This is a genomic window from Leisingera sp. ANG-Vp (assembly GCF_000813725.1).
Classification (GTDB): domain Bacteria; phylum Pseudomonadota; class Alphaproteobacteria; order Rhodobacterales; family Rhodobacteraceae; genus Leisingera.
In genome coordinates, this window is the sequence record NZ_JWLD01000066.1 from 18,145 (window position 1) to 43,421 (window position 25,277).

The following is a 25,277-nucleotide window of genomic DNA, read 5'->3' on the forward strand; positions in this document are numbered from 1 at the left end:
CTTCTTTTTTGCTCTGCTATACGGCTTAGCCGCCGAAGTCATCCAGCATGATGTCCTCGCGGTCCACGCCCAGATCCAGCAGCATGTTGATCACCGACTGGTTCATGATCGGCGGGCCGCACATGTAGAACTCGCAGTCTTCCGGCGCCGGGTGGTTCTTGAGGTATTCCTCGAACAGAACGTTATGGATAAAGCCGGTGTAGCCTTTCCAGTCGTCCTCGGGCTGGGCATCGGACAGAGCCACATGCCATTCGAAGTTGTCGAACTCTTCGGCAAGCTGGTCGAAGTCCTCGACAAAGAACATCTCTTTCTTGGAACGCGCACCGTACCAGAAGCTGATCTTGCGGTCGCGGTTCTGCAGACGCTTCAGCTGGTCGAAGATGTGGCTGCGCATCGGCGCCATGCCTGCACCGCCGCCGATGAAGACCATTTCCTTCTGGGTCTCGCGGGCGAAGAACTCGCCGAACGGGCCCGAGATGGTGACTTCATCACCCGGCTTCAGGTTGAAGATGTAGGACGACATCTTGCCGGCCGGAATGTCGCTGGAACCCGGCGGCGGCGAAGCGACGCGGACGTTCAGCATGATGATGCCCTTTTCGTCCGGGTAGTTCGCCATCGAGTAAGCACGCTCAACCGGCTCATCCACAACGGACTTGTACTGCCATAGGTTAAAGCGGTCCCAGTCCTCGCGGTATTCTTCCTGCACGTCGAAATCGGTGTAGGAGAGCTGGTGCGCAGGCGCTTCGATCTGGATATAGCCGCCGGCGCGGAAGTTCACGTCTTCGCCTTCGGGCAGTTCCAGAACCAACGCCTTGATGAAGGTCGCCACGTTGTCGTTCGAGCGCACCTTGCAGCGCCATTTCTTGACGCCGAAGACCTCTTCGGGAACTTCGACTTCCATGTCCTGCTTGACCGCAACCTGGCAGGACAGGCGGTCGCCGCAGGAGGCCTCGCGCTTGGTGATGTGGCTTTCCTCGGTCGGCAGGATCGAACCGCCGCCGGAATGCACACGCACCCGGCACTGGGCACAGGTGCCGCCGCCGCCGCAGGCGGAGGGGACAAACAGCTTTTCAGCCGCCAGTGTCTGCAAGAGCTTGCCGCCTGCAGGCACTGAGATGGTTTTTTCACCGTTGATGGTGATGTTGACGTTGCCGGTCGAGACCAGGCGAGAGCGGGCGGCCAGAATGATGGCCACCAGCGCCAGCACGATCAACGTGAACAGGACAACGCCGAGCGAGAAAGTTTCCATAACTTCAGACGCTCCCTTACAGTTTGACGCCGCTGAAGGACATGAAGGCCATCGCCATCAGACCTGCGGTGATAAAGGTGATGCCCAGGCCCTGCAGACCGTCCGGCACGTCGGAATACTTCAGCTTCTCGCGCACGCCCGCCATTGCGGTGATTGCCAGCGCCCAGCCAAAGCCGGAGGACAGACCATAGGTGGTTGCCTCAGCAAAGTTGTAGTCGCGTTCCACCATGAACAGCGAGCCGCCGAGGATCGCGCAGTTCACCGTGATCAGCGGCAGGAAGACACCCAGCGCGTTGTAAAGCGGCGGGAAATACTTATCGAGGATCATCTCCAGGATCTGCACCATCGCCGCGATCACCCCGATGTAGGAGATCAGGCCAAGGAAGGTCAGGTCCACATCCGGGAAGCCCGCCCAGGCCAGCGCGCCCGGCTTCAAGAGATAGGTCAGCAGCAGGTTGTTGGTCGGCACGGTGATGGCCTGCACCAGCATCACCGAAATCCCCAGACCCAGCGCGGTGGAGATCTTCTTGGACACCGCGATGAAGGTACACATGCCCAGGAAGAAGGAGAGCGCGAGGTTCTCGACAAAGATGGCCTTAACGGCGAGTGAAATCAGCCCTTCCATCAGTGCGCCTCCACGGATTGGATTTTGTATTCACGCTCTTCCACCTGCTGCGGTTTCCAGGTGCGGAAGGCCCAGATCAGCAGGCCGATCACGAAGAACGCCGAAGGCGGCAGCAGCAGCATGCCGTTCGGGACATACCAGCCGCCGTTGTTCACGGTTTCCAGGATGGTGATGCCGAACAGGGAGCCGGAGCCGAACAGCTCGCGGATCACGCCCACCAGCATCAGGATCAGACCATAGCCCAGACCGTTGCCGATGCCGTCGATGAAGGACGCGACCGGCGGATTGCTCATGGCAAAGGCCTCGGCGCGGCCCATCACGATGCAGTTGGTAATGATCAGGCCGACGAAGACCGACAGGGTTTTCGAGATCTCAAAGGCGTAGGCCTTCAGCACCTGGTCCACCAGGATCACCAGCGAAGCGATGATCACCATCTGCACGATGATCCGGATCGAGCTGGGGATCTGGTTGCGCAGGATCGAGATGAACATCGACGAGAACGCGGTCACAAAGGTCACCGCCAGGGTCATCACAAAGGCCACCTGCAGCGAGGAGGTCACCGCCAGCGCCGAGCAGATGCCCAGAACCTGCAGGGTGATCGGGTTGTTGTCGACCAATGGGTCGACCAGCATTTCTTTCTTGGTCTGCGCCATCAGAACTCTCCCGCTTGCAGGGCGGCCAGGAAGGGTGCGTAGCCCTCTTCGCCCATCCAGAATTTCACCAGGTTATCGACACCCACCGAGGTCAGCGTGGCACCGGCCAGCGCGTCGATGTGGTGGTCAGGTCCGGCCGGACCCTGCGCCTTGGCAACAGTGATCTGCAGGGTGCCTTCAGCATCATGCAGTTTCTTGCCGCTCCACAAGGACTTCCAGCGCGGGTTGTCCACCTCGGCGCCAAGGCCCGGGGTTTCGCCGTGCTGATAGAACTGCAGGCCAAAGATATCGTTGCCGTTTTCCTCAACCGCGATGAAGCCATAGAGCGTGGACCAGAGGCCATAGCCGTGGACCGGCAGGATCACCTTGTCCAGCGCGCCTGCTTCGTCCCGCAGCAGGTAAACTGTCTTGTAACGCGACTGGCGGCCAATACCCGCCGGGTCCACGTCCAGCGCGCGGCTCAGCTCCGGATCCTGCGCGGCAGCGCGGTCGTCAAAGCTGGCGGCGTCGAACTGATCGGTGAACTTGCCGGTCTGCAGGTCCAGCACCTGCGGCTCAAACGCTTTGAAGGCTTCGGCCACATCCTGGCCGGGCTGATAAAGGCCCGCCACCTGCAGAACGTTCAGCTGCTTGTCGAGTTTCTTGTTGATCTCCTGCACCGGGCGCAGGGACACGGCGGCGGTGGACACGATCATCGAGGCCAGCAGGCAGACGCCAACTGCGATCACCAGGGTCTTGCCGACCGAGTCCGGAGACGCGGCGAGGAAGCGGCCAATGAGGCCTTTGCTTTGGGTCTCAGCCATGGCGGCGCGCCCTCCGTTTGATGTTTGCCTGCACGACGAAGTAGTCGATCAGCGGTGCAAAGACGTTGCCGAACAGGATGGCCAGCATCATACCTTCCGGGAAGGCCGGGTTCAGCACCCGGATCAGCACCACCATCACACCGATCAGCGCGCCATAGATGTAGCGGCCGGCGTTGGTGTGCGACGCCGAAACCGGTTCGGTCACCATGAACACCAGGCCAAAGGCATAACCGCCCAGCACCAAGTGCCAGTACCACGGCATGGCAAACATCGGGTTGGTGTCGGAACCAATGACGTTCAGCAGCAGCGAAAACGCAATCATGCCGCCCAGGCAGCCAACGATCAGGCGCCAGTTGGCAATCTTGGTTGCCAGCAGGAACACGAGGCCAATGGCGCAGGCCAGGGTCGAGGTCTCGCCAAAGCTGCCCTGAATGGTGCCATAGAAAGCGTCAGACCATTCGATGCCCTTAGCCGCCAGCGCCTGCACGCCCTCGGCTGCGGAGACACCCAGCGCAGTCGCGCCGGAGAAGCCGTCAACCGGGGTCCAGACACTGTCGCCCGACATGTTGGCGGGATAAGCGAAGTACAGGAAGGCACGGCCAGTCAGCGCAGGGTTCAGGAAGTTCTTGCCGGTGCCGCCAAAGACCTCCTTGCCGATCACCACGCCGAAGATGATGCCAAGCGCCACCTGCCACAGCGGCGTCGAGGCCGGCATGATCAAGGTATAGAGCATCGAAGTAACCAGGAAGCCTTCGTTGACTTCATGGCCGCGTACAGTGGCAAAGATGACTTCAAAGATGCCGCCCGCAACCAGTGTCACGATGTAGATCGGCAGGAAGTACAGGAACCCGTGCGCGATATTCGCCATCGGGTTCGCCGCGTCCAGCGACACGCCCAGCATGTTCAGGATGGCAATCCGCCAGCCGGTGGCCGCATCAGCCCCCAGCTCGGCAATTGCCGAGTTTGCCTGGTAGCCGGTGTTCCACATGCCCCACAGGATGCAGGGGATGGTGGCAATCACCACGTAGGTCATGATCCGCTTCATATCGACGTATGAGCGGGCATGCGGCGCCACCGAGGTGACGGTCTTAGGGGTGTAAAGGAAGGACTCCACCATCTCATAGACGGGGAAGTACTTCTCGTACTTGCCGCCCTTCTCGAAATGGGGCTCGATCCTGTCAAAGAAGCTGCGCAATCCCATCCGGCTCAGCCCTCCTTTTCAATCTTGGTCAGGCAGTCGCGCAGCGCCAGCCCGTATTCGTACTTGGCCGGGCAGGCAAAGCCGACGAGGCCCATGTCCTCTTCGTCCAGCTCCAGCGCACCCAGTGCCTGTGCGGTGTCAGTGTCCATGACCAGCAGCGCGCGCAGCAATTGCGTCGGCAGGTAGTCCTGCGGCATCAGCTGCTCAAACGTGCCGGTGGGCACCATCGCGCGGCGGCCGCCATTGAGGTTGCTGGTCAGGCCGAACAGTTTGCTGGTCAGGGCCGAGCCCAGAACCGGCTGCACCGCATATTTACTGGCCATCGGACGGATCCAGCCCAGCGGGATCTGCTCGCGGTCTTCCTTTATGATGGCAACCTGACGCGCAAAACGGCCGAGGTACGCAAACGTGTCCGCGGCCTGACGGCCCGACAGGATCGACCCGGAGATCACCCGGACGGGACCATCCGCAGCAATCTCGCCGCGGGTCAGCTCGTCGGTGGAGGCGCCCATAACGGTCCGCACCAGACGCGGCGACCGTGCAACGGGACCGGCCAGCGCCACAACAATGGAAGGATCCAGATGACCAGTCTGCAGCAAGCGGCCAATGGCGATCACATCCTGATAGGAAATCGTCCAAACCTGATCCTCGGCGCGCACCGGGTTCAGGAAGTGGATGTGGGTGCCCGCCAGGCCGGAGGGATGCGGGCCGGAGAAGGCAGCCGCCTCAACCCCGGCAATATCGCCGCCCGGAATGCTGTCGCTAGCTTTCTGGCACAGGTAGGTGGTGCCCTCGGTCAAAAGGGTCAGCGCTTTCAGGCCGGCCTCGAACGCCTCTCCTGCTTCGCTGATGATCAGCGCGGCATCGGCGGCCAGCGGCTCGCTGTCCATCGCAGTGACAAAGATCGCACCCGGCTTGGAGCCCGGCACCGGCATCTTGGAATAGGGACGGGTGCGGAAGGAGGTCCACAAACCAGCGGCGCAGAGCTTATCGGTCAGCCCTTCGGCGGTATCGCCGTTGCCGGTGGCGGAAAAATCGATGCCTTTATCCTCGGCATCGGACACCTCGATCACCACGCTTTGCAGCACCCGGCGGGCGCCGCGGTTGATCGCCACGACCTTGCCGGTCATCGGCGCCACCATCATCGCGGCTTCGGCATCCTTGTGGCAGAACAGCGGAGTGCCGCGTTTGACCTCCTCGCCTTCCTGCACCAGCATGCGGGGTTTCAGGCCCAGATAGTCGGGGCCCAGCACCGCCACCGAGGTGATGGCCGGGCCGGGGTGAATGGTCTGCTCCGGTGCGCCTGTCACCGGCAGATCCAGCCCCTTCCTCAAGTTAAATGTTTTCATATTGCGCTACGTCCTTCCGAGGCCGATTCCCGTGGCGGTTCTTATCTGTTTCCGGCGGCAGAGACAAAGAAAACGCAAGTAAGCGGTCGCTTTTGACTCTTTGCCAGCCGGGTCCGGCCTAGTTTGATCCGGCGCACTCGAATCAAATTTGCCGCCGAATGGCAAGGCCGCCTCCCCGCCAGCCGGGTAAATTCCTTCGTGATCGCAGCTTCTAAGCCAGAATGCCGCATCCGGGGCCTGTTAATACGTCAGATCCGGCCCGCGGAACCGGCAACCAAAGCCCAGCCCTGTGGACAAAACGCCCCGGCAAACCTGGGTCTGCCGGGGCGGATCAGTTTGATGGCGCTAACGCAAGCGACACCCGGAATATGATTCGCGACAGGTGCTGGTGTCCGAGGCGGCGTTACAGTTCCCAGACCGCTTGCGGGTCACCCATCAGGCCGCGGTCGACGGTGATGCCCAGTCCCGGCGCATCCGGCACCAGCACGCCGCCATCCTGGACCGGCGCATCGAACTCCGCCGTCTTCAGCGTCACCATATCGCGGCAGTCCAGAATACAGCGCAGGGAGCGTTCGGGCACGGTCGCACCCAGATGCGCAATGGCCGAGAACGCCACCACCGAGCCGACCGTGTCCTGAACACTGACCGTCGCGCCCGAGGCGAGGCACATGTCCCGGTGCCGCCGCCCATGGGTCAGCCCGCCGGCCTTGGAGATCTTTAGGCCAATGCCATCTGCCACGTCTTCGGCCAGCATCAGGGCAATGTCCTCATCTTGCTGCACCAGCTCGTCCAGAATGATCGGCACATTGCAGCGTTTGCGCAGCGACATGGTCTCGCGCCAGGTCTTGCAGGGGGCCTCCAGCACAAAGTCCACCCCCTCGGGCAGCATTCGCAGCATGCGCAGAGCAGTTTCCGGCGTCAGCCCGCCATTGGCATCGACCAGGAAAAACTCGCCCGGCTGCCGGTCGGCCAGCGAGGCGCGGATGCGTTCGGCATCCAGCGCCGGGCCGCCTTCACTGTCCATCGCACCGATTTTCACCGAATGGCCCAGATACCCCATCTCGCGGTGCTGCGCGACGCGGGCGCGCATGTCTTCCGGGCTGCCTGCGTAGATAGAGGAGATCACCGGCAGGCGTTTCCCGGTCGAGCCGCCCAACAACTCGCAAACCGGCATGTTCACCGACTTGCCGAACAGATCCCAGCAGGCCAGGTCGACGGCCGACTTGGCGTGGTTGTGGCCGACCAGCGCTTCGTCCATCGCCTCGTTGATCCGGTCCATCTGCCGCGGGTCGCGGCCCAGAAGATACGGCGCAATTTCGGCGATCCCGGCGCGGGCGCCCAAGGCGTGCGAGGCGATATAAGTGGAGCCAAACGGCGTGCTTTCGCCCCAACCCTCAAGGCCCGTATCGGTGGTGATGCGCACGAAAGACGCATCAAAGCTGCGGTACTCGCGCCCGCCCGACAGCATGTAAACGCCGCCCGAGTAGGGCAGATCCAGTTGATACAGCTCGATTTTCCTGATCTTCATGACGCGGCATCCGGGATCATCAGCACCAGCTTGCCGGTGTGCTTCTTGCTCAGGAAATCCTCCTGCGCCGTGGCAATCTCGCTGAGCGGATAGGTTGCGGCGACCAACGGGCGGATTTCACCGGCCTCGATGTAAGAGATCAAGTTGGCGAACACCTCATCTTCCTGGAAGGTACAGCCCATCAGGGTCAGGTCCTTGAGGTACAGCGTGCGCACGTCGATCTCGCTGATCGGCCCGGCGATGGCGCCCGCGGTGGTGTAGCGCCCGCCCCGGCGCAACACATCAAGGAACGAGGGCCACTGCGGCCCGGCCACCAGATCAACCACCACATCGATGGAGCCTTCGCCCAGCTCCTTCACCAGATCGGCATTGCGGTCGACAACGCGATCGGCCCCAAGCGCCAGCACCTCATCCGCCTTGGCGGCAGAGGACAACGCAATCACGGTGGCGCCGCGGCGTTTGGCCAATTGCACGGCGGCAGACCCCACGCCGCCGGAGGCGCCGGAGATCAGCACGGTTTCCGCACCCAGACCAACCCGGTGCAGCATGTTCTCAGCAGTGGAGTAAGCGCAGGGGATCGAGGCCAGTTCCGCGTCGGACCAGTCGCAGTTCACCGCATGGGTTTCGCGCGCCGGCGCCACTGCGAACTGGGCAAAACCGCCGTCGCATTCGCTGCCGAAGGTCCAGCATTCATAGGGGCGGTAGTCCACATAGGTCCTTAACATGTTGCGCACCAGCACCCGCTCGCCGATCCGAGCCGGGTCCACCCCCTCGCCCACTGCGGCGATATGGCCGCACGCGTCCGCACCCTGAATGCGGGGGAACTCCAGCGGTTTTCCGGACCAGCTGGCGTCGTCATCGTTGACGCTGTCAAACCCGGCGGCACCGCCCGCGTTGGTATCGGCATCGACCGCCTTTGAGTACCAGCCGATGCGGGTGTTGATGTCGGTGTTGTTGATGCCTGCTGCGGCGACGCGGATCAGCACCTCGCCGGGGCCGGGCTGCGGCACGGCAACGTCGGTGCGGTAGTCCAGTTTCTCTATACCGCCGTGGCCGGTCAGCAGGACCGCTGCCATTTTATTGGGGATCATTGGTTTTCTCCCTTCGGATGTTAGATTGGCCGGCCCTCCCCTGCCGGCCAAAACAGGCCGCTGCCCTTGCGGAGGCAGCAGCCTGAAACTTGTGTCAGAGCTCCAGCGGGTGCGCACGGCCCCGTTCCGCCAATCGGCGGTTCAGCTCTTTGGCGTCCGGAAGCCCGGCCTCCAGCGCAAAGACAAAGGCGTGGGTCAGGAAGAAACAGGCGGCGTCAATGTCGCCTGCGTCTTCCGCCGTGTCACCAGCCAGCGTGTAAAGCCGGACCAGCTCGGCGTGATCATTGTCCTCATGCGCCTTGAGCAGTGCGCGGTCGAGGTCGTCGCGGTCCATGGCTCAGCCCTTCAGCGAAATCGCGATGTTCTTGGTGCGCACATAGTTATAGAGCGCCTCCAATCCCTTTTCACGGCCAAAGCCCGACTTGCCAACCCCGCCGAACGGCGTCGAGATGCCGCCCGCGAACCACTCGTTCACAAAGACCTGCCCTGCCCGCAAGCGGTTCGCAACGCGATGCGCCCGTGCAAGGTCGCGGGTGAAGACGCCGGCCACCAGCCCGAACTCGGTGCCGTTGGCCATGGCAATCGCTTCGGCTTCGGTGTCGAAGGGCGTGAAGCAGGTGACCGGGCCGAAGATCTCCTCCTGCGCCACGCGGGAGGCAGGATCCACATCTGCCAGGATGGTCGGCGCCATGAAGTAGCCCTCGCGCTCCAGCCGGGCACCGCCCGATGCCGCGCGGGCCCCGCTTTGGCGGGCGGTGGCGGTCAGGGTTTCGATGCCATCCAGCTGCCGTGCCGAGATTACCGGGGTGAGGCCCGGGTTTTCCAAACCGTGGCCGACGCTGAGGCCATTGGCCAGCGCAGCCGCGCGTTCGACGGCTTCGTCGTAGATCGAGCGGTGCACCAACACCCGCGACATGGCAGAACACACCTGGCCGGCATTGTAGAAGATGCCGCTTTGCAGGGAGGACATCAGCGTGTCGAGATTGGTGTCCTCAAACGCCACCGCTGCAGATTTGCCGCCCAGCTCCATCAGCGCGGGCGTCACCGGGTTGGCAGCGGCGCGCAAGATCGCCTGGCCGGTCGGGACCGAACCGGTGAAGACGATCTGATCGACGGCGGAGCTTTCCACCAGCCGCGCGCCTAGGTCTGCGCCGATGCCGTTCAAAATAGACACTGTCCCCGCGGGGACATCGGCGCGTTCCAGCGCCACGCCCAGCATCGCGAGCGCCATCGGGTCCAGCTCGGGTGATTTGATGATCACTGAATTACCCGCAGCCATGGCCGGCGCCAGCGAGCGCGCGGCAATCGACACCGGGAAGTTCCACGGCACGATTTGGGCAGAGACGCCGTAGGGCTCATAGACCGTAAAATCAGCGTAATCGGGGCCAAGCGGGATCGACTTGCCTTCGATCTTGTCGGCCATGCCGCCGTAGTATTCGAAGTACTGCGCAGCTTCTTCGAACTCGTCATGCGCCGCGCTGAGGCTCTTGCCGCTCTCCCGGCAAAGAAGTTCCGCGCCTTCATCCGCAATGCCGCGGATTTCAGCCGCGATCCGCTGCATCAACTGGCCACGTTTGGACGGCTGCATTGCGGCCAGGGCGCCGCGTTCGAAACTTGTGCGGGCAGCGTCCAGCGCTTTGGCGAGGCTCTCTTCGCCCGCCAGCGCACAATCCGCCACATGTTCCGCGTTGCCCGGGTCTTCGACGGACATGCGATTGCCGCCGTCGCCTTCGACCCAGGCACCGGCCAGGAAATTCCTGGCCAGCCCGTCGTTCAGAAAGGAACTCATACTCCGCGGCCTTTGGTCACCTGATCGGCCACCCAGGCGTGGAAGTTATGGGTCGGTCCGTCCATCGCCGGCGAGAACCGGCCGCCGTCGAACAGCTCGCCGTGGCGGCCCTTCTGCATGCCCTCAACGACAAAGACGTCTTCCTCGAACACGGTCTTCCACAGTTTAGAGTTCTCATCGCGCAAAGCGTCCAGCTCCGGCGTGTCTTCGTTCGGCTTTGCGTAATAGAGCTCGATATGCTCAACAGTGTTTTCGGTATCGACCGGTTCCAGGATGATCGCAAAGGCATGGTCGCGCTGCACACCCAGGAGGACGTTCGGGTAGACAGCCACATATTCGCCGCCCTCGTCCCACTTGCTGCTGAGCCCCTCAAAGTCCGGGAACACTTTGCCGTCTTCGCCCTTCATTTGACGATAGACCAGAGTACCCTGGCCCGAGTAATGGCCCGGCACTTCGATGTTGTAATGGTCTTCCAGGCGGGAATAGCTGTTCAGCCCCGGATGCACCCACGGCAAGTGGTAGCTTTCGCAGTAGTTCTCGACTGCCAGCTTCCAGTTTGTTTTGACTTCCAGCTTGAAGCCGGAGCCTTCGCCGCCGTGATAGACAGGGGTTTCGAACTCTTTCCAGCGCTCCAGCAGGCCTGCGTGTGCCTCTTCGAACTCCGGCGCTGTGCCGTCGACGTTCACAAAGACCACGTCGCGCCAGACGTAAGAGCGGATGCGCACCAGGCCCAGCTCGTCCAGCTTGATGTCTTCATGCTTGTTGTTGCCGGGGCCGCCCACATGCGGGGTGGAGACCAGACGGCCGTCGAGGCCATAGCACCAGCTGTGATAGGCGCAGCGGATGGCGCCGCGGATCTTGCCGGCTTTTTCGACCAGGATCATACCGCGATGGCGGCAGGTGTTCTGGAAAACGCCGATCTCGCCGTCTTTGTCGCGCACGATCAGCAGCGGCATGCCGAGGAAATCCACCGGCTTGGCATAACCCGGCTCCGGCACGTCCTTGCCAAAACCGATGCCCGACCAGTTCTTGAACAGAACCGAACGTTTCTCTTCGGCAAAAACGGCGGGGTCGATGTAATGGGCGTTCGGCAGGCCGTTTGCAACGTTGACCGGAGCCATCACCGGGGCAAGCGTGTCGTGCTTGTTCATCTGGGGTTCTCCAAAGCTGGGAAGTATCTGGCGCGTTTGGAGTGTTAGACGCGAGGGCTCGGATTCCCTCAATATCAGGAATTTTCGCCTTTGGCTTAGCTGGATTCACCCGAGCCCCGATTGACCTCGTCAATCACCCAATTGCGAAGCAAACGTGCGGATTCCGACAGATCCGCATCCGCACGGCCCACCAGATGAAACCCGTGCGGCGCTGACAGCACATGCGGGCCGATCGGCACCAGCTGGCCGGTGGTCAGCAAAGGGTGCAGCAGCCGCTGCCAGCCCAGCACCAGCCCGACCCCGTCCTGCGCCGCCTGCAAGGCAACAGCATAGTTGTTCACCCGCACGCCGGGTGCGATGGGCCCCTCGTAGCCGAGCTGCGCAAACCAGTCGGCCCAGGTTGTCCAGCTTTTGTCGTCGGATTCCAGATGCAGCAGACGCTGCTGCGCCAGCTCCTCCAGCGGGCAGCCGGTAAGCCGTTCGGCCAGTTCCGCATTTCCGACAGGCACCAGGTGGTCGCGGTAGAGTTCTGTCTGCTCCAGCCGGGTGTCCCGTTCGCGCCCGTAGCGGATATAGAAATCCACATCCGGCATGCTGCGGAACTGCCGGTCGTTCACGATCTGGTTGACGTTCACATCCGGGTTCTTGCCCCAGAAGCGCACCACCGACGGCGACAGCCACAGCGAGGCCACGGCCGAAGTGGACCCGATGGTCACGGTGTCGCCGGCCTGGCGGTCACGGATGGTCTTGAGGCTGAGGGAAATCTTTGAAAACGACGAGGCCAAGGTTTCAAACAGCGCCTCGCCTTCGTCGGTCAGTTCCACCCCGCGGTGCTTGCGCTGAAACAGCGGCGCCTGCAGCTCCGCCTCCAGCGCCTTCACCTGATGGCTGACAGCGCCGGGGGTGACAGAGAGTTCCTGGGCCGCGTTCTTGAAGCTCAGATGCCGGGCGGCAGCTTCGAAAGCAGCCAGGGTGGTGAGCGGCGGCAAGTTGTAGTGGCGGCGGGACATCTGCGGCTCCTGGCCTGCGGCAGACCACAGGGCTGGGGTGAAAAGGCTTCATTTCAATATGGGAAATGCAGCTTTGCTGGCTAGTCCGAAAATTCCGGCCGCCTATGCCGCTTGCCGCGCGCTAGCCGATCCGCCCGCGCTGCAGCATCGGGGTCACATTGAAAGCTGCCTTATAGACCCTCGAAAAATGGCCGGGGCTGTCAAAACCGCAGGCCAAAGCGACCTCGGTCACCGAGGACTCGGTCTGGATCAGCAGGTTGCGGGCCCGTTCCAGGCGCATTTCCATGAAGTACTTCTTGGGCGAGGTGTTCAGGTATTTGCCGAACAGCCGCTCCAGCTGGCGGGTGGAAATACCGATTTCCTCGGCAATCACGGTGGGAGAGATAGGATCGCTGATATGGTCGTGCATCATCTGGATGGCGCGGGCCAGATGGGTGTTGCGCATGCCGTTGCGCGATTGCAGCGAGACCTTCTGTTCAGCGGTTGCATTGCGCACCGCATTGTAGACCATCTGATCCGCCACCGCGACGGCAAGGTCGTAGCCGTGTTCGCGCTCGATCAGATGCAGCATCAGATCCGCCGTGGCGGTGCCGCCGGAGGCGGGCATATGTTTTTCATCGGCGACAAAGACGCTGCGCACCAGGTTCACCTCCGGAAAGGCCTCCATGAAACTGTCATGGTATTCCCAGTGGATCGCCGCCTGCATGCCGTTCAGAAACCCGGCCTCTGCCAGCACCCAGGCGCCGGAGCACAGCGCGCCAACCGAGATGCCCCGCGCCCGTTCCCGGCGCAGCGCGGCCAGCAAGGGCTTGGTCACATGATTGCGCATATGAATGCCCGACAAGGCAAACAGCTGGTCGCACTTCGGGACCTCATCGAACCCGTAGTGCACCAGGGTCACCGAGCCATTGGAGCAGGTGGCGGTCTCGCCATTCTCCGACCCGAAGGACCAATCATACAGATCCTCGCCGCTCACCAGGTTCGCAATGCGCAGCGGCTCCACCGCGCAGGAAAAGGCGAGATGCGAGAATTCCTCCACCAGGAGAAAGGCAAAATGCTGTGTCTTGGTCATGGCTTGCCCCAGAAATGAAACAGACTGCGCGAAGGTATCCCCGCACAGTCCAGTGAGTCGGGTCTATCCCCTATTACTTGGCTGCGGCGCGGGCGGCGTCCAGCCATCCGTCATAGGCAGCGCGGTTGGCGTCTATCCATTCTGCTACGTGGCGGTCGATGTCATCCGAGCTGTCCTCGCCATCTGCAACTTTCTTGTTCTGGATGGAGATGTCGTTGATGCTGATCTGGGCCACTTCGAACAGCTTTGCAGCTGCCGGGTTGGCGTCCAGGAACTCATCGGTGGCGACAATGCGGATGCTGTCCACCGCAAAGCCCAGATCCTTGCCGTTGAAGGTGGTTTCAGCCGTGGCGCCATCGGGCAGCGAGGAATAGGGCACCGCCAGGAACTCCACGTCTTCACCCGGAACAAGCTCGCCGGAGACCCAGTAGGGGGTCCAGGTGTAGTAGAGGACGTTTTCGCCGCCAGCGTTGCGGGCAACTGTGTCGGCGATGATGGCGTTATACTCACCCTGGTTGTGGCTGACGGTGTCGCGCAAGCCGAATTCGGTCAGCTGATGCTCGATCACGCGCTCGCAGCCCCAGCCGGGCACGCAGCCGGCCAGATCAGCCTTGCCATCGCCATCAGCGTCGAACATCGCTGCCTTGGCCGGGTCCTTCAGATCGCCCAGATTTTGCACGCCGGCCTCATAAGCCGCCTTGTTCACCAGGTAGCCCTGCAGTGCTCCGTCGATCAGGAAGCCGACCTTCTCCAGCACGTCATCGCCGCCGGATTCCTGGAAGAAGTTGTCATGCAGCTTGTTCCAGGAGGCGGTGGTGAAATCCGCGTCGCCAGTGCCCAGAGCCAGGTGCATGGTCTGGGCCAGCACTTCTTCCGGCTCGGCCACGTCATAGCCGAGGTCGCGGAGCGCCTGGAACACGATGCGGGCCTGGAAGAATTCCTCGACGGTCGGCTGGATCACCGGGCGCACGGTGACGCCTTCACCGGGATTGTCCGCCGCCAGGGCAGCGCCCGCCAGCATGGTCGTGGCTGCCAGCGCAGCCAGTGCGGTTTTTCTGAACATAAAAAGTCCTCCCTAGGTGTTCAGATGAAAGAAAATCAGGTCTTGCCGGTCACGCCTTGCCCGCCAGGCGCAGCACTGCGCCGACGGGGCCGCCCTGCCACCAGTGGCGGTGGCCGCGTTCGCGGCCCGACTGGCCCATGCCCTGGGTGATGCGGTCCAGAACAATCGCCAGGATCACGATGCCAAGGCCGCCAACCAGCGCCTTGCCCGCATCCAGCCGGCCCATGGCGCGCAGCACCTCATTGCCCAAGCCCTTGACCGAGATCATCGAGGCAATCACCACCATCGACAGCGACAGCATGATGGTCTGGTTGACGCCGGCCAGGATGGTGGGAGTCGCCAGCGGCAGCTCAACCTTGAACAGGATCTGGCGGGGGTTGGCGCCAAAGGCGCGGGCGGCTTCGACGACTGAGGGGTTCACGCCGCGGATGCCCAAGCTGGTCAGTCGGATCAGCGGCGGCAGGGCAAAGATGATCGTCACGATCACGCCGGAGACATTGCCGATGCCGATCAGCATCACCACCGGCACCAGATACACAAAAGCAGGAATGGTCTGCATGGTGTCGAGCACCGGGCGCATGGCGGTTTCGAACCGGTCGTTTTTGCCCGCAAGGATGCCCAGCGGCAGGCCGATGATGAAACAGAGGATCACCGCCGAGACCACAATCGCCAGCGTGGTCATCGCCAGCCCCCAGGCGTTGGGCGACAGGAAGCCAAGCGCGAACATCGCAACACCCACAAGAACCGCCACCCGGCGGCCCGCGGCCTGCCAGGCAATCAGGATCAGGATCACCAGCATGATCATCGGCGGCACCGCGTTCAGCACAGCGTCGATGCCGACAATCATCTCGTTAAAGAACTTCTTGACCGGCTGGATGATCGCGCGGTTCGCAATCGCCCATTGCTTCACGCCGTCCGCCGATTCCGCCAGCCCCAGATCGACCGAGGAAAACGGGTCGAGAATGCTGAATTTTTTGTCTGCCATGGGTCCCGCTCCTTAGTGCTTCAGGCTGGCTGCGTCTTCGACATCGCCCTGGATGCCGCGCAGCAGGGCGTTCTTGGTGACAATGCCGATGGCTTTGCCGCCGGCTTTGACCACCACCGGGTGCTGGGTGGCGATGGAAAGATTGACCAGATCGTCCAGAGAGTGATCGGGATGCGCCTCGGGCCAGCTGTCGGTGTTGGCAGGGCCGTTCAATTGCTCGAACTGCTCAACCGGGGTCATGATCTTGGCCGCGGAAATCAGCTCCAGCTTAGAGATGCCCGCCACGAAGTCAGCGACATAGTCATCAGCCGGGTTGGTGACGATATCCTCGGGTGTGCCGACCTGCACCAGGGCGCCGTCCTTCATGATGGCGATGCGGTCGCCGATGCGGATCGCCTCATCCAGATCGTGGGTGATGAACAGGGTGGTCTTCTTCATCTCAGCCGACAGCGACATGAACTTGTCCTGCAGCTGGCGGCGGATCAGCGGGTCGAGGGCCGAGAAGGGTTCGTCCATCAAGAGGATCGAGGGGTCCGCCGCAATTGCACGCGCCAGACCCACGCGCTGCTGCATGCCGCCGGAAAGTTCGTCGGGGTATTTCTGGTCCCAGCCATTGAGGTCCACGGCGTCGATGGCACGCATCGCATTCTCGCGGCGCGCCTTGGGGTCGTGGCCGCGCACTTCCTGGCTGAAGGAGACATTGTCCAGCACGGTGCGGTGCGGCATCAGCGCCATATTCTGGAATACCATGCCGATTTTCTCGGCCCGCACCTCGCGCAGATCCCGCGCCGACAGCTGATTGACGTCCTGGCCTTCGATGAACAGCTGGCCGGATGTGGGCTCAATCAGCCGGTTCACGTGGCGAATCAAGGTCGACTTGCCGGAGCCTGAGAGGCCCATGATGCAGAAGATCTCGCCCCGGCCGACGGTAAAGGTCGCATCCTGCACCCCCACCACACAGTCGAACTTGTCGCGCACTTCCAGTTTCCCAAGGCCCTGTTCCTGAACGGCTTTCATCGCCTCATCCGCACGGCGCCCAAAGATCTTCCACAAATTGCGGCAGTCGATCACGGCATCATCAGGTTGCATCGTCACCTGTCTTTCCCCCTCCAAAATCCGACTCGCATACAGCATATTTTTTCTCTGTACACAATTTGTATTTTCCACTAACACAATTTGAGCAATGAGGTTGCCGAACCCGTTCTGCCGCGCCATCTTGGCCGGACAGGTTCATAGGCAACGATGGAGAGTTGAATGAAAGACGCGTCCAAACGCAGAAAGGCAGAGCTTTATGGCCACCTGAAAAAGGCCATCATGACGCTTGCCCTGCGGCCGGGCGCCGATCTCGACGAATCGAAGCTGTCGGAAGAATTCGAATTGTCGCGCACGCCGCTGCGCGAGGTGCTGCGGCAGCTGGCGGGCGAAGGCTATGTCGACCTGCGGGAAAACCGCGGGGCGCGGGTCAGCGAGATGTCGCATATGACTTTGCGGGACTTCTTCCTGGCGGCGCCGATGATGTACGGCGCAGTGCTGCAGCTGGCGGCCAAGAACGCCACCGAGGCGCAGATCGCCGAGCTGAAGGAAGCGCAGGAGGCTTTCAAGGCTGCGCTGCGCTCCGGTTCCGGCGCCGACCGGGCGATGGCCAACAACCGCTTTCACGAGATCACCGGCGAGATGGCCGACAACATCTATCTCGCCCCGTCTTTTCAGCGCCTGCTGATTGATCATGCCCGCATCGGCATGACCTTCTACCGCCCCCAGGACCGCCAGATGGCGGAAAACCTGGGCGAGGCCAGCTCCCAGCATGACGCCATCATCGCCGCCATCGAGGCCGGCGACGAGGCGGCGGCGGGGCAGCTGGCGATCGACCATTGGAACCTGTCGCGCGACCAGATCGAGCTGTTCGTCATGCCCTCCGGGCTTGATGTGCCGCTGGGGACGGTGGCGCGCAAAACCCCTGCATGAGGACGCAGATGACCCCTATTTTCAAGTTTGAAGGGATCTACACCCCTGTGGTGACGCCCTATCACGAGGACGGCAGCGTCAATTGGGACGCCCAGGCCGAAGTGATCGAATACCTGGTTGAGAACGGCGTGCACGGGATGATCTCCGGCGGCTCAACCGGCGAGAACTATGCCCAGACCGTCGAGGAACGGCTGGAGCTGGCCAAATTCACCCATGAACAGCTGAAGGGCCGCCTGCCCCTGGTGGTCGGCACCGGTGCGATGCTCACCAGCGACTCCATAGCGCTGGCCGAAGGCGCCAAGTACATCGGCGCCGATGCGATCCTGCTGGCCTCGCCGCCCTACTCGGTTCCGACCGACCGCGAAAACGCGCTGAATGCGCTGGCCATCGACAAGGCCGCCGATCTGCCGGTGATGCTCTACAACTACCCGCACCGCACCGGCACCATGATGGGCGAGGAGTTCCTCGACCGGGTTGGCCGCAGCCGCAATTTCTGCGGCATCAAGGAAAGCTCGGGCGATATCAACCGGGTGCACCTCTTGGCCCGCGACTATCCGCACATCCAGCTGGGCTGCGGCATGGACGACCAGGCGCTGGAGTTCTTTGCCTGGGGCGCGCCCTTCTGGGTCTGCGGCGGTTCGAACTTCCTGCCGAAGGAACACGTGGCGCTCTATAAGGCTTGTGTGATCGAGGGCAACTTCGCCAAAGGACGCCGGATCATGTCGGCGCTGATGCCAATGATGCGGGTACTGGAGCAGGGCGGCAAGTTCATCCAGACCATCAAACACGGCGTCACCATGAACGGCATCGCCGCAGGCGCCATGCGTCCGCCGCTGAAGGGCCTGAACAAGGATGACAAACGCGCGCTGGAGCAAGTCGTGCGCGTGCTGAAACAGAAAATCGCAGATATCGAGGCGGAGGGCTGATCCATGTCGCTGCTGACCCAGGACGAATACAAATCCATCGCCGCCAATCTGGACCTGCCCACGGGCGCGTTCATCGACGGCAAATACTGCCCGGCCGCGTCCGGCAAGACCTTTGAGACTGTGAACCCGGCCACCGGCGGGAAGCTGGCCGACATCGCGGCCTGCGGTGCCGAGGACGTGGACGTGGCAGTTGAAAAGGCACGCGAAGCCTTTGACGACGGCCGCTGGTCGCGCCTGCACCCGTCCGAACGCAAGGACGTGCTGATCCGGCTGTGCAAGCTGATGACCCGCAACGCCCGCGAACTCGCCGTGATGGAGAGCCTCGACAGCGGCAAGACCATCTATGACTGCGAAACCGTCGATGTGCCGGAAACCATTCACTGCATCAAATGGCACGCCGAGGCGATCGACAAGATCTATGATCAGGTGTCGCCGGCGTCGGACGATCACATCGCCATGGTGGTGCGCGAACCCATCGGCGTGGTCGGCCTGGTGCTGCCCTGGAACTTCCCGCTCTTGATGCTGGCCTGGAAGATCGGCCCGGCGCTGGCAGCCGGCTGCTCGGTTGTGGTGAAACCGGCGGCTGAAACCACCCTGACCGCGCTGCGCGTAGCCGAACTGGCGATGGAAGCCGGCCTGCCCCGCGGCGTGCTGAACATCGTGCCCGGCGGCGGTGCTGACGTGGGTGAGCCCATCGGCCGCCACATGGATATCGACATGGTCTCTTTCACCGGCTCCACCGTGACCGGCAAGCGCTTTCTGACCTACTCAGCCGAAAGCAACGCCAAGGAAGTGGTGCTGGAAATGGGCGGCAAGAACCCGGCCATTGTCATGGATGACGCCGAGAATCTGGACCGCGTGGCCCAGCATATCGTAAACGGCGCGTTCTGGAACATGGGTGAGAACTGCTCTGCCTCCTCCCGCCTGATCGTGCACAAGAACGTCAAGGCTGAGCTTCTGGAGCGTATCGCCCACCACGCCAAGGCTTGGAACGTCGGCGATCCGCTGGACCCGGAAACCCGCATGGGCGCACTCGTCTCACGGGCGCATTTCGACAAGGTCTGCGGCTATCTGGAGCAGGCAGACAACGTGGTTCTGGGCGGCAAGGCACATGACGGTGCCTTTGTTGAGGCCACCGTGGTCGAAGTGCCCGGCAATGACGCCACGCTGGCGCGCGAAGAGATCTTTGGCCCGGTTCTGTCGGTGATTGAGATCTCCGGCTTCGACGAGGCAATCCAGATCGCCAATGACACGCCTTATGGCCTCTGCGCCTCGATCTTCACCGCCAATGCCAAGCGGGCAATCCGCGGCGCGCGGGCAATCCGGGCGGGCACGGTGACGGTGAACAGCTTTGGCGAGGGCGACATCTCGACCCCCTTCGGCGGCTATAAGCAGTCGGGCTTTGGCGGCCGCGACAACTCGGTTCACGCCCACGACCAGTACACCCAGCTGAAAACCATCTGGATCGACCTGGCCGATGACGCTGACGAGGCCGTGGATTGAGCCGCTACGACGCCAAGAGACTGCCCCGGCAGACCGGTGCGGCGGGATGGAATGCCATCCTGCCGCAGCAGGCCGCGCTGCCGGTGCTGGAAAGCGACCTGACCGCCGATGTGACGATCATCGGCGGCGGGTTTGCGGGCCTGTCAGCGGCCCGCCGCCTGCACCAGCTGGACCCGTCGCTGAAGGTGGCACTGCTGGAGGCCGGGCCCTTTGCCGAAAGCTCTGCCGGGCGCAATTCCGGCTTCATGATCGACCTGCCGCATGATCTGGCCTCGGACAACTACGCAGGCGACGCGCTGGAAGCAGACCAGGCGGCCATTGCCATGAACCGCAAGGCCATCGCCTTTGCCAAAGCGGTTGCAGAAGACTGTGCCCTGGCACAGGAGATGTTTGACCCGGCCGGCAAGATCAATGCCGCCGCCACCCGTTCAGGCGACAAGCACAACCGCGATTTTGCCGCCCATCTGGAGCGGCTGGGGGAGCCGCATACGCTTTACTCCAAAGCAGAGATGCAGGAGCTGACCGGAAGCCCGCATTACACCTCCGGCCTTTATGCGCCGGGCACAGTGATGATCCAGCCCGCAGCCTATATCCGGGCTTTGTCGGCACATCTGGCCGGGCGGATCAGCGTCTTTGAGAACTCCCCCGTCACCGGGTTCGAAAAACAGGGCCGCGGCTGGGTTGTGAAAAGCCTGAAGGGGCGCGTGACCACCGGTTCTGTCATTCTGGCCAACAATGGCCACCTGGAGAGCTTTGGATTCTGTCAGCGCCGTTTGATGCATATCTGCCTTTATGCCTCGATGACGGAACGTCTGACGCCGGAACAGGTCCAGCGCCTGGGCGGCGAGGCGCGCTGGTCTGTGACCCCGGCGGATCCGATGGGGACATCCGTGCGGCGGGTTTCCGGCTCTTATGGTGATCGCATCCTGATCCGAACCTGCTCAACTTTTCACCCGACGATCGAAACCAGCGACATGCGCCTGCGCAACGCAGGCTGGGTGCATGACCGCAAGTTCAAGGAACGGTTTCCGCATCTGGAAGGCGTGCAGATGGAACACCGCTGGGCTGGAATGCTCTGCCTCAGCCGCAACGGATCAGCTGCTTTTGGCGAGCTGGACCAAGGCGTTTACTCCGCCTGCTGCCAGAACGGCCTCGGCATCGCCCGCGGCACCCTGCAGGGCATCGGCGCCGCGGAATTGGCTGTTCAGGGCGGGTCGGAGATCGCCAGCCATTTCCTGTCGCAGCCGATGCCGCCGAAGCTGCCGCCAGAACCCTTTGCCTCTCTCGGTGCCAATACCTACTTGGCGTGGAAGGAATGGCGGTCCGGGAAGGAATAGAGTTTGGCGGGGGCTCTGCCCCCGCCGCCTGCGGCGGCTCCCCCGGGAGTATTTTCGACCAGAAAGAAGCCAGCCCCTGGGCTGCGGCAGGTATTTGCAGTGCGTGCGGCGACACTATAGCCTGCAGGCGTTTCGTTCATAAATTCCGGAACAAACCATTGTCTTGCAAATCTTTATTCACAGTTGGCCTTGGTCTGTTCTTTGCGGCCATTCAGCCGGATAAGGTTTCAGCAAGCGAAGGCCAAACAAACCTTGCCCGCCGGATTAAGCATGCCTCGGTGACGGCGCCTGAGGCAGACGCCGGCGGTGGCCTGGGCCGGGGGCTCTACACGCCGCTGCTGCCCATACGGGACATGAAGGTCGATGGCTGTAGCATCACCGCGCGCTCGTATTATGCGGAGTCTGCCGCAAGGCAGGACCGCACGGTTTTAGAGATCACTTTCGATCTCAGCCGCACAGTCATTCCTGAGCTGGATGGCAGCCCGGTTGAGTTCTGGAAACCAGACGGCCGCAAAAATGGCGGTGCCGCATCGTTCGAGTTACGGTTCCTGCCGCCTTACAAACCTGTTCTCCGAACAGCAGTGTACGGGGCCGTGCCGGAGCAGCAAGTCGGCAGTCTTCGGCTGCTGATGGAACCGTTGCCGGACGATACCCAGCCGCGGCAGCTTCTTGCACTGCTGAAAGCCTACCAGTCGCAGTACTGCACATTCGCAGGCTGAAAGGCCTGGCTGAAAGCCAGCCAGGCCTTTCCTGTATTTCAAGGCAGGCTCAGCTTGGCCATGCGGCCGCCGTCGACGGTGTAGACTTGGCCGGTGATGAAACCGGCATCCTCCGACGCCAGGAAAGCAACCAAAGCTGCCACTTCCTCCGGCTTGCCGGTGCGGGCAACCGGGTGGATGCGGCCTATTTCGCGGCGGAAGGCCTTCGGATCGGGCATGTTTTCGATGAAATCCATGTTCAGCTCTGTATCGATCCAGCCCGGCGCCACCGCGTTGCAGCGGATGCCTTCGTGCCCGTGGTCCACCGCCACTGCACGGGTGAGCCCATGCAGGCCTGCCTTGGATGCGCAATAGGCAGCGTGGCCGGGATTGCTGCCGAGACCCTCAATGGAACCGGTGTTGACGATGCTCCCCTTGGTCTTGCGCAGATGCGGCAAAGCGGCCTGGATCATCAGGAAAGGCGCCGTCAGGTTCACTGTCATGCTGCGCTGCCAGTCAGCGAGGGACATGTCCTCGACGCGCGCCTCCTGCATCATGCCGGCGTTGTTGACCAGCACGTCGAGGCGCCCTGCCCTGCTGACAGCTTCCGCTACTGCCTTCGCAGGGCTGGCTGGATCGGTGAAATCGGCGGAAATACCTTCAAACTCCGCATCCGCTCCGCGCTGCGCGGTGAAAACGCGGGCGCCTTCGTCCGCCAAGCGGCGGGCGATGGCCTGGCCAATTCCGCTGCGGCCGCCGGTGACGAGCGCAACTTTGCCCTCAAAACGGCTCATGACACCGGTTTCCCGCCGTTCACCTCCACTAGCGCACCGCACATGTAGCGGGCGGCGCCGGAAGCGAGGAACAGCACCACATCGGCGATGTCTTCCGGCTCGGCAATGCGGCCGAGCGGCACGGTCTTGCCGAGCTCTGCCACCGCGCTGTCCGGGACAAAGCCGCGTTTGGCAAAGCCGGTGCGCAGCATCGGGGTGTTCACCTCGTTGGGACAGACCGCGTTGATGCGGATGCCCTGGTGGGCGTGATCCATGCCCATACACTGCGTCAACGAAGCAATTGCCGCCTTTGTCATGCAGTAGAGCGCATGGTTCGGCCCCGGGTTCTTGCCGCCCCAGCAGGAGGCGGTGTTGACGATGGCACCGCCGCCGGTTTCGGCCATCAATGGGATGGCGGCGCGGCAAATGCGGAAAGGCGCCTCGACATTCACGCCCATCGACAGGTCCCAGTCGGCGTCCGAGGTTTCGGTCACCGGGCCGCGGGTGATGACACCGGCGTTGTTGATGACAATGTCGAGGCCGCCTAGCGCCTCTGCTGCCGCTTGCGGCAGGGCGTTAGCATAGTCTGCGTCCAGCAGGTCGCCGGGTAGATGCGCTTCGGCTTCGATGCCGCTGGTGTCGCGGTCGGCTGCAGCAACCTTGGCGCCCGCTGCGCGCAGACGCTTGACGATGGAGGCGCCGATTCCGCCCGCCGCGCCGGTCACCAGCGCGCACTTTCCTTGGAATTCCATGTTTCCTCACTCACTCAGAAGGATGCAACCGGAGCGCCGAACAGGCTCTCGTCCGGGGTGATGCCCAGGCCCGGGCCTTGCGGCACAGCGATGTGGCCGCCCTCGATGCGGATACCGTTTTCCGCGTCGTAATTGCCCTCGATGTAAGGCGCGGCCAGCCAGACACCCTCAAGGTTGCCTGGCTTCACGGTGGCGCCGATATGGGTGCAGGCGGCGGCGATGATGTCGCCGCCCCAGCTGTCATCGCAGGTATGCGGCAGGTTGCGGGCCTCGCAGATGTCGCGGAAGGCGCGCATGGGCTGCAGCCCGCCGATGCGCGTGACCTTCATGCCAAAGCCGTCGACCAGACCGGTGCCGGCCGCGGTGATCACCGTGTTCAGACTGGTGCTGTTTTCATCCATGTAGAGGCCATGGGAGATCTGCGGGCGGATTTTCTGCAGGTCTTCCAGCGTGTTGCAGGGCTGTTCCATGATAAAGGGAATCTCGGGGCACTCGCGGCTGACGCGCAGGGCGTCGCGTGTGGTCCAGCCGCGGTTGCCGTCCACCGCCAGCTTCATGCCGGTTCCCCGGACCTTCTCCCAGACCTTGCGGATGGTCTCGATGTCCAGCTCCACCGGGCGGCCGCCGACCTTGATCTGCAGGCGGGGATAGCCCTCGGCCAGCTTCTCGGCCGCCAGCCGGGCGATGCCATCCGGCGCGCCAACGCCGGTCGCGTAGTAGGAAGGCACCCGCTCCGTAGCCGCGCCGCCCAAGAGGTCTGATACGCTGACGCCCAGATGCTTGCCCAAGAGGTCATGCGCGGCGATGTCGATGGCGGCCTTGGCGTAGTTGTGGCCGGTCAAGAGCCCGTCCATGCGGCGGTGCAGGCTCACGGGCGCAACCTCGGCTCCGATCAGGCCCTCTGACATCGCTTTCAGCGCCGCACGGGCACCTCCAGCGTGGGATTCGGCGTAAGTCGGGCCAACCGGGCAGGTTTCGCCCCAGCCCACCTGGCCGTTGTCCGCCACCAGTTTCACCAGCGTAGTATCAAGCGCCCAGACCTCGGCATTGGCCATTGTGTAAGGGCCGTTCTTGACCGGCAGATCATGCTGGAAGACGTGGATTTCTGCGATTTTCATCTGTGTTTCCCATGTTGGAGGTAGAAGGCTGGCGGGGTCATTTGATCCCCGCCGCCAGCAGAATGGTATTGCCGCTGCGCAGGGCGGTGGCAGCGGCTGCCTTGGGGCCGTGGAACCGGGCGGCCTCGGTCAGCCCCTCGTGCAGCAGAAAAAGCGCGGCCGAGAGGGCTTCAGCGTCGCAATCCGGCGCTGTGTGCAGCAGGCGTTTGCGGAATTGCGCCTGCAGCCGGGTCTTGTGGCCTTCGACCGCCTGGCGGATTGCTTCACTGTCCGGATAGGCGGCGAGTGCGTTCAGAAACAGGCAGCCGGTGCTGGACACCTGCTCCAGCCAGTCGCCAAGACGCGCCAGCGGGTACAGCACATGCGCAGCCCCCTGCCCCGGCCCTCCGGCAATCCAGTCGTTGTAGGCCTGGTCGCGGTACTCCAGCGCACCCAACACCATTGCCTCGCGGCTGGGGAAGTATTTGTAGAGCGTCCGCAGTGAAACGTCGGCACCAGCCCGCAGGGCTTCGACGCCCTGGGTGGCAAATCCCATTTCGGCAAACTGGCGGTCCAGGCTCTCGGCTATTTTGTGCTGTGTCTCAGTCATAACCGCACGGTAGAGCGATCGCTCTACCCCGGACTTGCAGAATTCCG

The 25,277-nt window shown here is 62.7% G+C and carries 25 protein-coding genes; 5 read left to right on the forward strand and 20 right to left on the reverse strand.

What is annotated here, in order from left to right; translation table 11 throughout:
* Positions 1-25: 25 nt before the first annotated feature.
* The 16 genes from nqrF to RA20_RS19500 form a co-directional block, all read right to left on the reverse strand.
* Positions 26-1,249: an NADH:ubiquinone reductase (Na(+)-transporting) subunit F gene (gene nqrF, locus RA20_RS19425; RefSeq protein ID WP_039132577.1), complete on the reverse strand. Its 1,224-nt coding sequence runs from the start codon at positions 1,247-1,249 to the stop codon at positions 26-28.
* A gap of 16 nt (positions 1,250-1,265) precedes the next feature.
* Entirely contained in the window at positions 1,266-1,874 is a 609-nt protein-coding gene (gene nqrE, locus RA20_RS19430; RefSeq protein ID WP_019296950.1) for an NADH:ubiquinone reductase (Na(+)-transporting) subunit E, read from the reverse strand.
* Complete coding sequence (locus RA20_RS19435) at positions 1,874-2,527, reverse strand: NADH:ubiquinone reductase (Na(+)-transporting) subunit D (RefSeq protein ID WP_039132586.1); 654 nt, start codon at positions 2,525-2,527, stop codon at positions 1,874-1,876. Before RA20_RS19435 ends, nqrE begins: the two co-directional genes overlap by 1 nt.
* Positions 2,527-3,330: a Na(+)-translocating NADH-quinone reductase subunit C gene (locus RA20_RS19440; protein ID WP_039132588.1), complete on the reverse strand. Its 804-nt coding sequence runs from the start codon at positions 3,328-3,330 to the stop codon at positions 2,527-2,529. The genes RA20_RS19435 and RA20_RS19440 overlap by 1 nt, the downstream gene beginning before the upstream one ends.
* Entirely contained in the window at positions 3,323-4,531 is a 1,209-nt protein-coding gene (locus RA20_RS19445; RefSeq protein WP_039132590.1) for an NADH:ubiquinone reductase (Na(+)-transporting) subunit B, read from the reverse strand. The genes RA20_RS19440 and RA20_RS19445 overlap by 8 nt, the downstream gene beginning before the upstream one ends.
* Before the next feature lie 5 nt (positions 4,532-4,536).
* Entirely contained in the window at positions 4,537-5,880 is a 1,344-nt protein-coding gene (locus RA20_RS19450; RefSeq protein WP_039132592.1) for a Na(+)-translocating NADH-quinone reductase subunit A, read from the reverse strand.
* Positions 5,881-6,283: 403 nt separating this feature from the next.
* Entirely contained in the window at positions 6,284-7,408 is a 1,125-nt protein-coding gene (locus RA20_RS19455) for a mandelate racemase/muconate lactonizing enzyme family protein (protein WP_039132594.1), read from the reverse strand.
* The gene (locus RA20_RS19460) at positions 7,405-8,499 is read right to left on the reverse strand and encodes an alcohol dehydrogenase family protein (protein WP_039132596.1); all 1,095 of its coding nucleotides are present in this window, start codon (positions 8,497-8,499) and stop codon (positions 7,405-7,407) included. Before RA20_RS19460 ends, RA20_RS19455 begins: the two co-directional genes overlap by 4 nt.
* A gap of 94 nt (positions 8,500-8,593) precedes the next feature.
* Complete coding sequence (locus tag RA20_RS19465) at positions 8,594-8,833, reverse strand: hypothetical protein (protein ID WP_039132598.1); 240 nt, start codon at positions 8,831-8,833, stop codon at positions 8,594-8,596.
* Between the two features lie 3 nt (positions 8,834-8,836).
* Complete coding sequence (locus tag RA20_RS19470; protein WP_039132600.1) at positions 8,837-10,288, reverse strand: aldehyde dehydrogenase family protein; 1,452 nt, start codon at positions 10,286-10,288, stop codon at positions 8,837-8,839.
* On the reverse strand, positions 10,285-11,439 hold the full coding sequence (locus RA20_RS19475; RefSeq protein ID WP_039132602.1) for an aromatic ring-hydroxylating oxygenase subunit alpha: 1,155 nt from the start codon (positions 11,437-11,439) through the stop codon (positions 10,285-10,287). The genes RA20_RS19470 and RA20_RS19475 overlap by 4 nt, the downstream gene beginning before the upstream one ends.
* Before the next feature lie 95 nt (positions 11,440-11,534).
* Positions 11,535-12,449 (reverse strand): LysR substrate-binding domain-containing protein, encoded by a 915-nt coding sequence (locus RA20_RS19480; RefSeq protein ID WP_039132604.1) that lies wholly within the window; start codon positions 12,447-12,449, stop codon positions 11,535-11,537.
* A 121-nt stretch (positions 12,450-12,570) separates the two neighbouring features.
* The gene (locus RA20_RS19485) at positions 12,571-13,521 is read right to left on the reverse strand and encodes a GlxA family transcriptional regulator (RefSeq protein ID WP_039132606.1); all 951 of its coding nucleotides are present in this window, start codon (positions 13,519-13,521) and stop codon (positions 12,571-12,573) included.
* Between the two features lie 73 nt (positions 13,522-13,594).
* A complete protein-coding gene (gene proX, locus RA20_RS19490; RefSeq protein ID WP_039132608.1) occupies positions 13,595-14,584 on the reverse strand; it encodes a glycine betaine/L-proline ABC transporter substrate-binding protein ProX in 990 nt (329 codons plus the stop codon).
* 49 nt (positions 14,585-14,633) lie between these two features.
* A complete protein-coding gene (locus tag RA20_RS19495; protein WP_039132610.1) occupies positions 14,634-15,569 on the reverse strand; it encodes an ABC transporter permease in 936 nt (311 codons plus the stop codon).
* Between the two features lie 12 nt (positions 15,570-15,581).
* Positions 15,582-16,658, reverse strand: a complete 1,077-nt coding sequence (locus RA20_RS19500; RefSeq protein WP_052249092.1) for a quaternary amine ABC transporter ATP-binding protein — start codon at positions 16,656-16,658, stop codon at positions 15,582-15,584.
* A gap of 165 nt (positions 16,659-16,823) precedes the next feature.
* Here RA20_RS19500 and RA20_RS19505 point away from each other — a divergent pair, with 165 nt between their 5' ends.
* The 5 genes from RA20_RS19505 (at position 16,824) to RA20_RS19525 (ending at position 22,019) form a co-directional block, all read left to right on the forward strand.
* Entirely contained in the window at positions 16,824-17,534 is a 711-nt protein-coding gene (locus RA20_RS19505; RefSeq protein ID WP_039132611.1) for a GntR family transcriptional regulator, read from the forward strand.
* 8 nt (positions 17,535-17,542) lie between these two features.
* Positions 17,543-18,460 (forward strand): dihydrodipicolinate synthase family protein, encoded by a 918-nt coding sequence (locus RA20_RS19510; RefSeq protein ID WP_039132614.1) that lies wholly within the window; start codon positions 17,543-17,545, stop codon positions 18,458-18,460.
* Between the two features lie 3 nt (positions 18,461-18,463).
* Positions 18,464-19,963, forward strand: a complete 1,500-nt coding sequence (locus tag RA20_RS19515) for an aldehyde dehydrogenase (protein WP_039132616.1) — start codon at positions 18,464-18,466, stop codon at positions 19,961-19,963.
* Positions 19,960-21,300, forward strand: a complete 1,341-nt coding sequence (locus RA20_RS19520) for an NAD(P)/FAD-dependent oxidoreductase (protein ID WP_039132618.1) — start codon at positions 19,960-19,962, stop codon at positions 21,298-21,300. The genes RA20_RS19515 and RA20_RS19520 overlap by 4 nt, the downstream gene beginning before the upstream one ends.
* A gap of 158 nt (positions 21,301-21,458) precedes the next feature.
* Entirely contained in the window at positions 21,459-22,019 is a 561-nt protein-coding gene (locus RA20_RS19525) for a hypothetical protein (RefSeq protein WP_039132620.1), read from the forward strand.
* 38 nt (positions 22,020-22,057) lie between these two features.
* Here RA20_RS19525 and RA20_RS19530 read toward each other — a convergent pair whose 3' ends face one another.
* From RA20_RS19530 to RA20_RS19545, 4 genes are read right to left on the reverse strand one after another with little or no spacing between them, the layout of a single operon-like run.
* Positions 22,058-22,792: an SDR family NAD(P)-dependent oxidoreductase gene (locus RA20_RS19530; RefSeq protein ID WP_039132622.1), complete on the reverse strand. Its 735-nt coding sequence runs from the start codon at positions 22,790-22,792 to the stop codon at positions 22,058-22,060.
* The gene (locus RA20_RS19535; protein WP_039132624.1) at positions 22,789-23,523 is read right to left on the reverse strand and encodes an SDR family NAD(P)-dependent oxidoreductase; all 735 of its coding nucleotides are present in this window, start codon (positions 23,521-23,523) and stop codon (positions 22,789-22,791) included. The genes RA20_RS19530 and RA20_RS19535 overlap by 4 nt, the downstream gene beginning before the upstream one ends.
* Before the next feature lie 14 nt (positions 23,524-23,537).
* Entirely contained in the window at positions 23,538-24,641 is a 1,104-nt protein-coding gene (locus RA20_RS19540) for a mandelate racemase/muconate lactonizing enzyme family protein (RefSeq protein WP_039132625.1), read from the reverse strand.
* A 37-nt stretch (positions 24,642-24,678) separates the two neighbouring features.
* A complete protein-coding gene (locus tag RA20_RS19545; protein WP_039132627.1) occupies positions 24,679-25,230 on the reverse strand; it encodes a TetR/AcrR family transcriptional regulator in 552 nt (183 codons plus the stop codon).
* Between the last annotated feature and the right edge of the window lie 47 nt (positions 25,231-25,277).

What these genes read in the sequence shown, in the direction of transcription:
- nqrF (WP_039132577.1), bottom strand. Translation starts at nt 1,249, where the DNA reads ATGGAAACTTTCTCGCTCGGCGTTGTCCTGTTCACGTTGATCGTGCTG.
- nqrE (WP_019296950.1), bottom strand. Translation starts at nt 1,874, where the DNA reads ATGGAAGGGCTGATTTCACTCGCCGTTAAGGCCATCTTTGTCGAGAAC.
- RA20_RS19435 (WP_039132586.1), bottom strand. Translation starts at nt 2,527, where the DNA reads ATGGCGCAGACCAAGAAAGAAATGCTGGTCGACCCATTGGTCGACAAC.
- RA20_RS19440 (WP_039132588.1), bottom strand. Translation starts at nt 3,330, where the DNA reads ATGGCTGAGACCCAAAGCAAAGGCCTCATTGGCCGCTTCCTCGCCGCG.
- RA20_RS19445 (WP_039132590.1), bottom strand. Translation starts at nt 4,531, where the DNA reads ATGGGATTGCGCAGCTTCTTTGACAGGATCGAGCCCCATTTCGAGAAG.
- RA20_RS19450 (WP_039132592.1), bottom strand. Translation starts at nt 5,880, where the DNA reads ATGAAAACATTTAACTTGAGGAAGGGGCTGGATCTGCCGGTGACAGGC.
- RA20_RS19455 (WP_039132594.1), bottom strand. Translation starts at nt 7,408, where the DNA reads ATGAAGATCAGGAAAATCGAGCTGTATCAACTGGATCTGCCCTACTCG.
- RA20_RS19460 (WP_039132596.1), bottom strand. Translation starts at nt 8,499, where the DNA reads ATGATCCCCAATAAAATGGCAGCGGTCCTGCTGACCGGCCACGGCGGT.
- RA20_RS19465 (WP_039132598.1), bottom strand. Translation starts at nt 8,833, where the DNA reads ATGGACCGCGACGACCTCGACCGCGCACTGCTCAAGGCGCATGAGGAC.
- RA20_RS19470 (WP_039132600.1), bottom strand. Translation starts at nt 10,288, where the DNA reads ATGAGTTCCTTTCTGAACGACGGGCTGGCCAGGAATTTCCTGGCCGGT.
- RA20_RS19475 (WP_039132602.1), bottom strand. Translation starts at nt 11,439, where the DNA reads ATGAACAAGCACGACACGCTTGCCCCGGTGATGGCTCCGGTCAACGTT.
- RA20_RS19480 (WP_039132604.1), bottom strand. Translation starts at nt 12,449, where the DNA reads ATGTCCCGCCGCCACTACAACTTGCCGCCGCTCACCACCCTGGCTGCT.
- RA20_RS19485 (WP_039132606.1), bottom strand. Translation starts at nt 13,521, where the DNA reads ATGACCAAGACACAGCATTTTGCCTTTCTCCTGGTGGAGGAATTCTCG.
- proX (WP_039132608.1), bottom strand. Translation starts at nt 14,584, where the DNA reads ATGTTCAGAAAAACCGCACTGGCTGCGCTGGCAGCCACGACCATGCTG.
- RA20_RS19495 (WP_039132610.1), bottom strand. Translation starts at nt 15,569, where the DNA reads ATGGCAGACAAAAAATTCAGCATTCTCGACCCGTTTTCCTCGGTCGAT.
- RA20_RS19500 (WP_052249092.1), bottom strand. Translation starts at nt 16,658, where the DNA reads ATGCAACCTGATGATGCCGTGATCGACTGCCGCAATTTGTGGAAGATC.
- RA20_RS19505 (WP_039132611.1), top strand. Translation starts at nt 16,824, where the DNA reads ATGAAAGACGCGTCCAAACGCAGAAAGGCAGAGCTTTATGGCCACCTG.
- RA20_RS19510 (WP_039132614.1), top strand. Translation starts at nt 17,543, where the DNA reads ATGACCCCTATTTTCAAGTTTGAAGGGATCTACACCCCTGTGGTGACG.
- RA20_RS19515 (WP_039132616.1), top strand. Translation starts at nt 18,464, where the DNA reads ATGTCGCTGCTGACCCAGGACGAATACAAATCCATCGCCGCCAATCTG.
- RA20_RS19530 (WP_039132622.1), bottom strand. Translation starts at nt 22,792, where the DNA reads ATGAGCCGTTTTGAGGGCAAAGTTGCGCTCGTCACCGGCGGCCGCAGC.
- RA20_RS19535 (WP_039132624.1), bottom strand. Translation starts at nt 23,523, where the DNA reads ATGGAATTCCAAGGAAAGTGCGCGCTGGTGACCGGCGCGGCGGGCGGA.
- RA20_RS19540 (WP_039132625.1), bottom strand. Translation starts at nt 24,641, where the DNA reads ATGAAAATCGCAGAAATCCACGTCTTCCAGCATGATCTGCCGGTCAAG.
- RA20_RS19545 (WP_039132627.1), bottom strand. Translation starts at nt 25,230, where the DNA reads ATGACTGAGACACAGCACAAAATAGCCGAGAGCCTGGACCGCCAGTTT.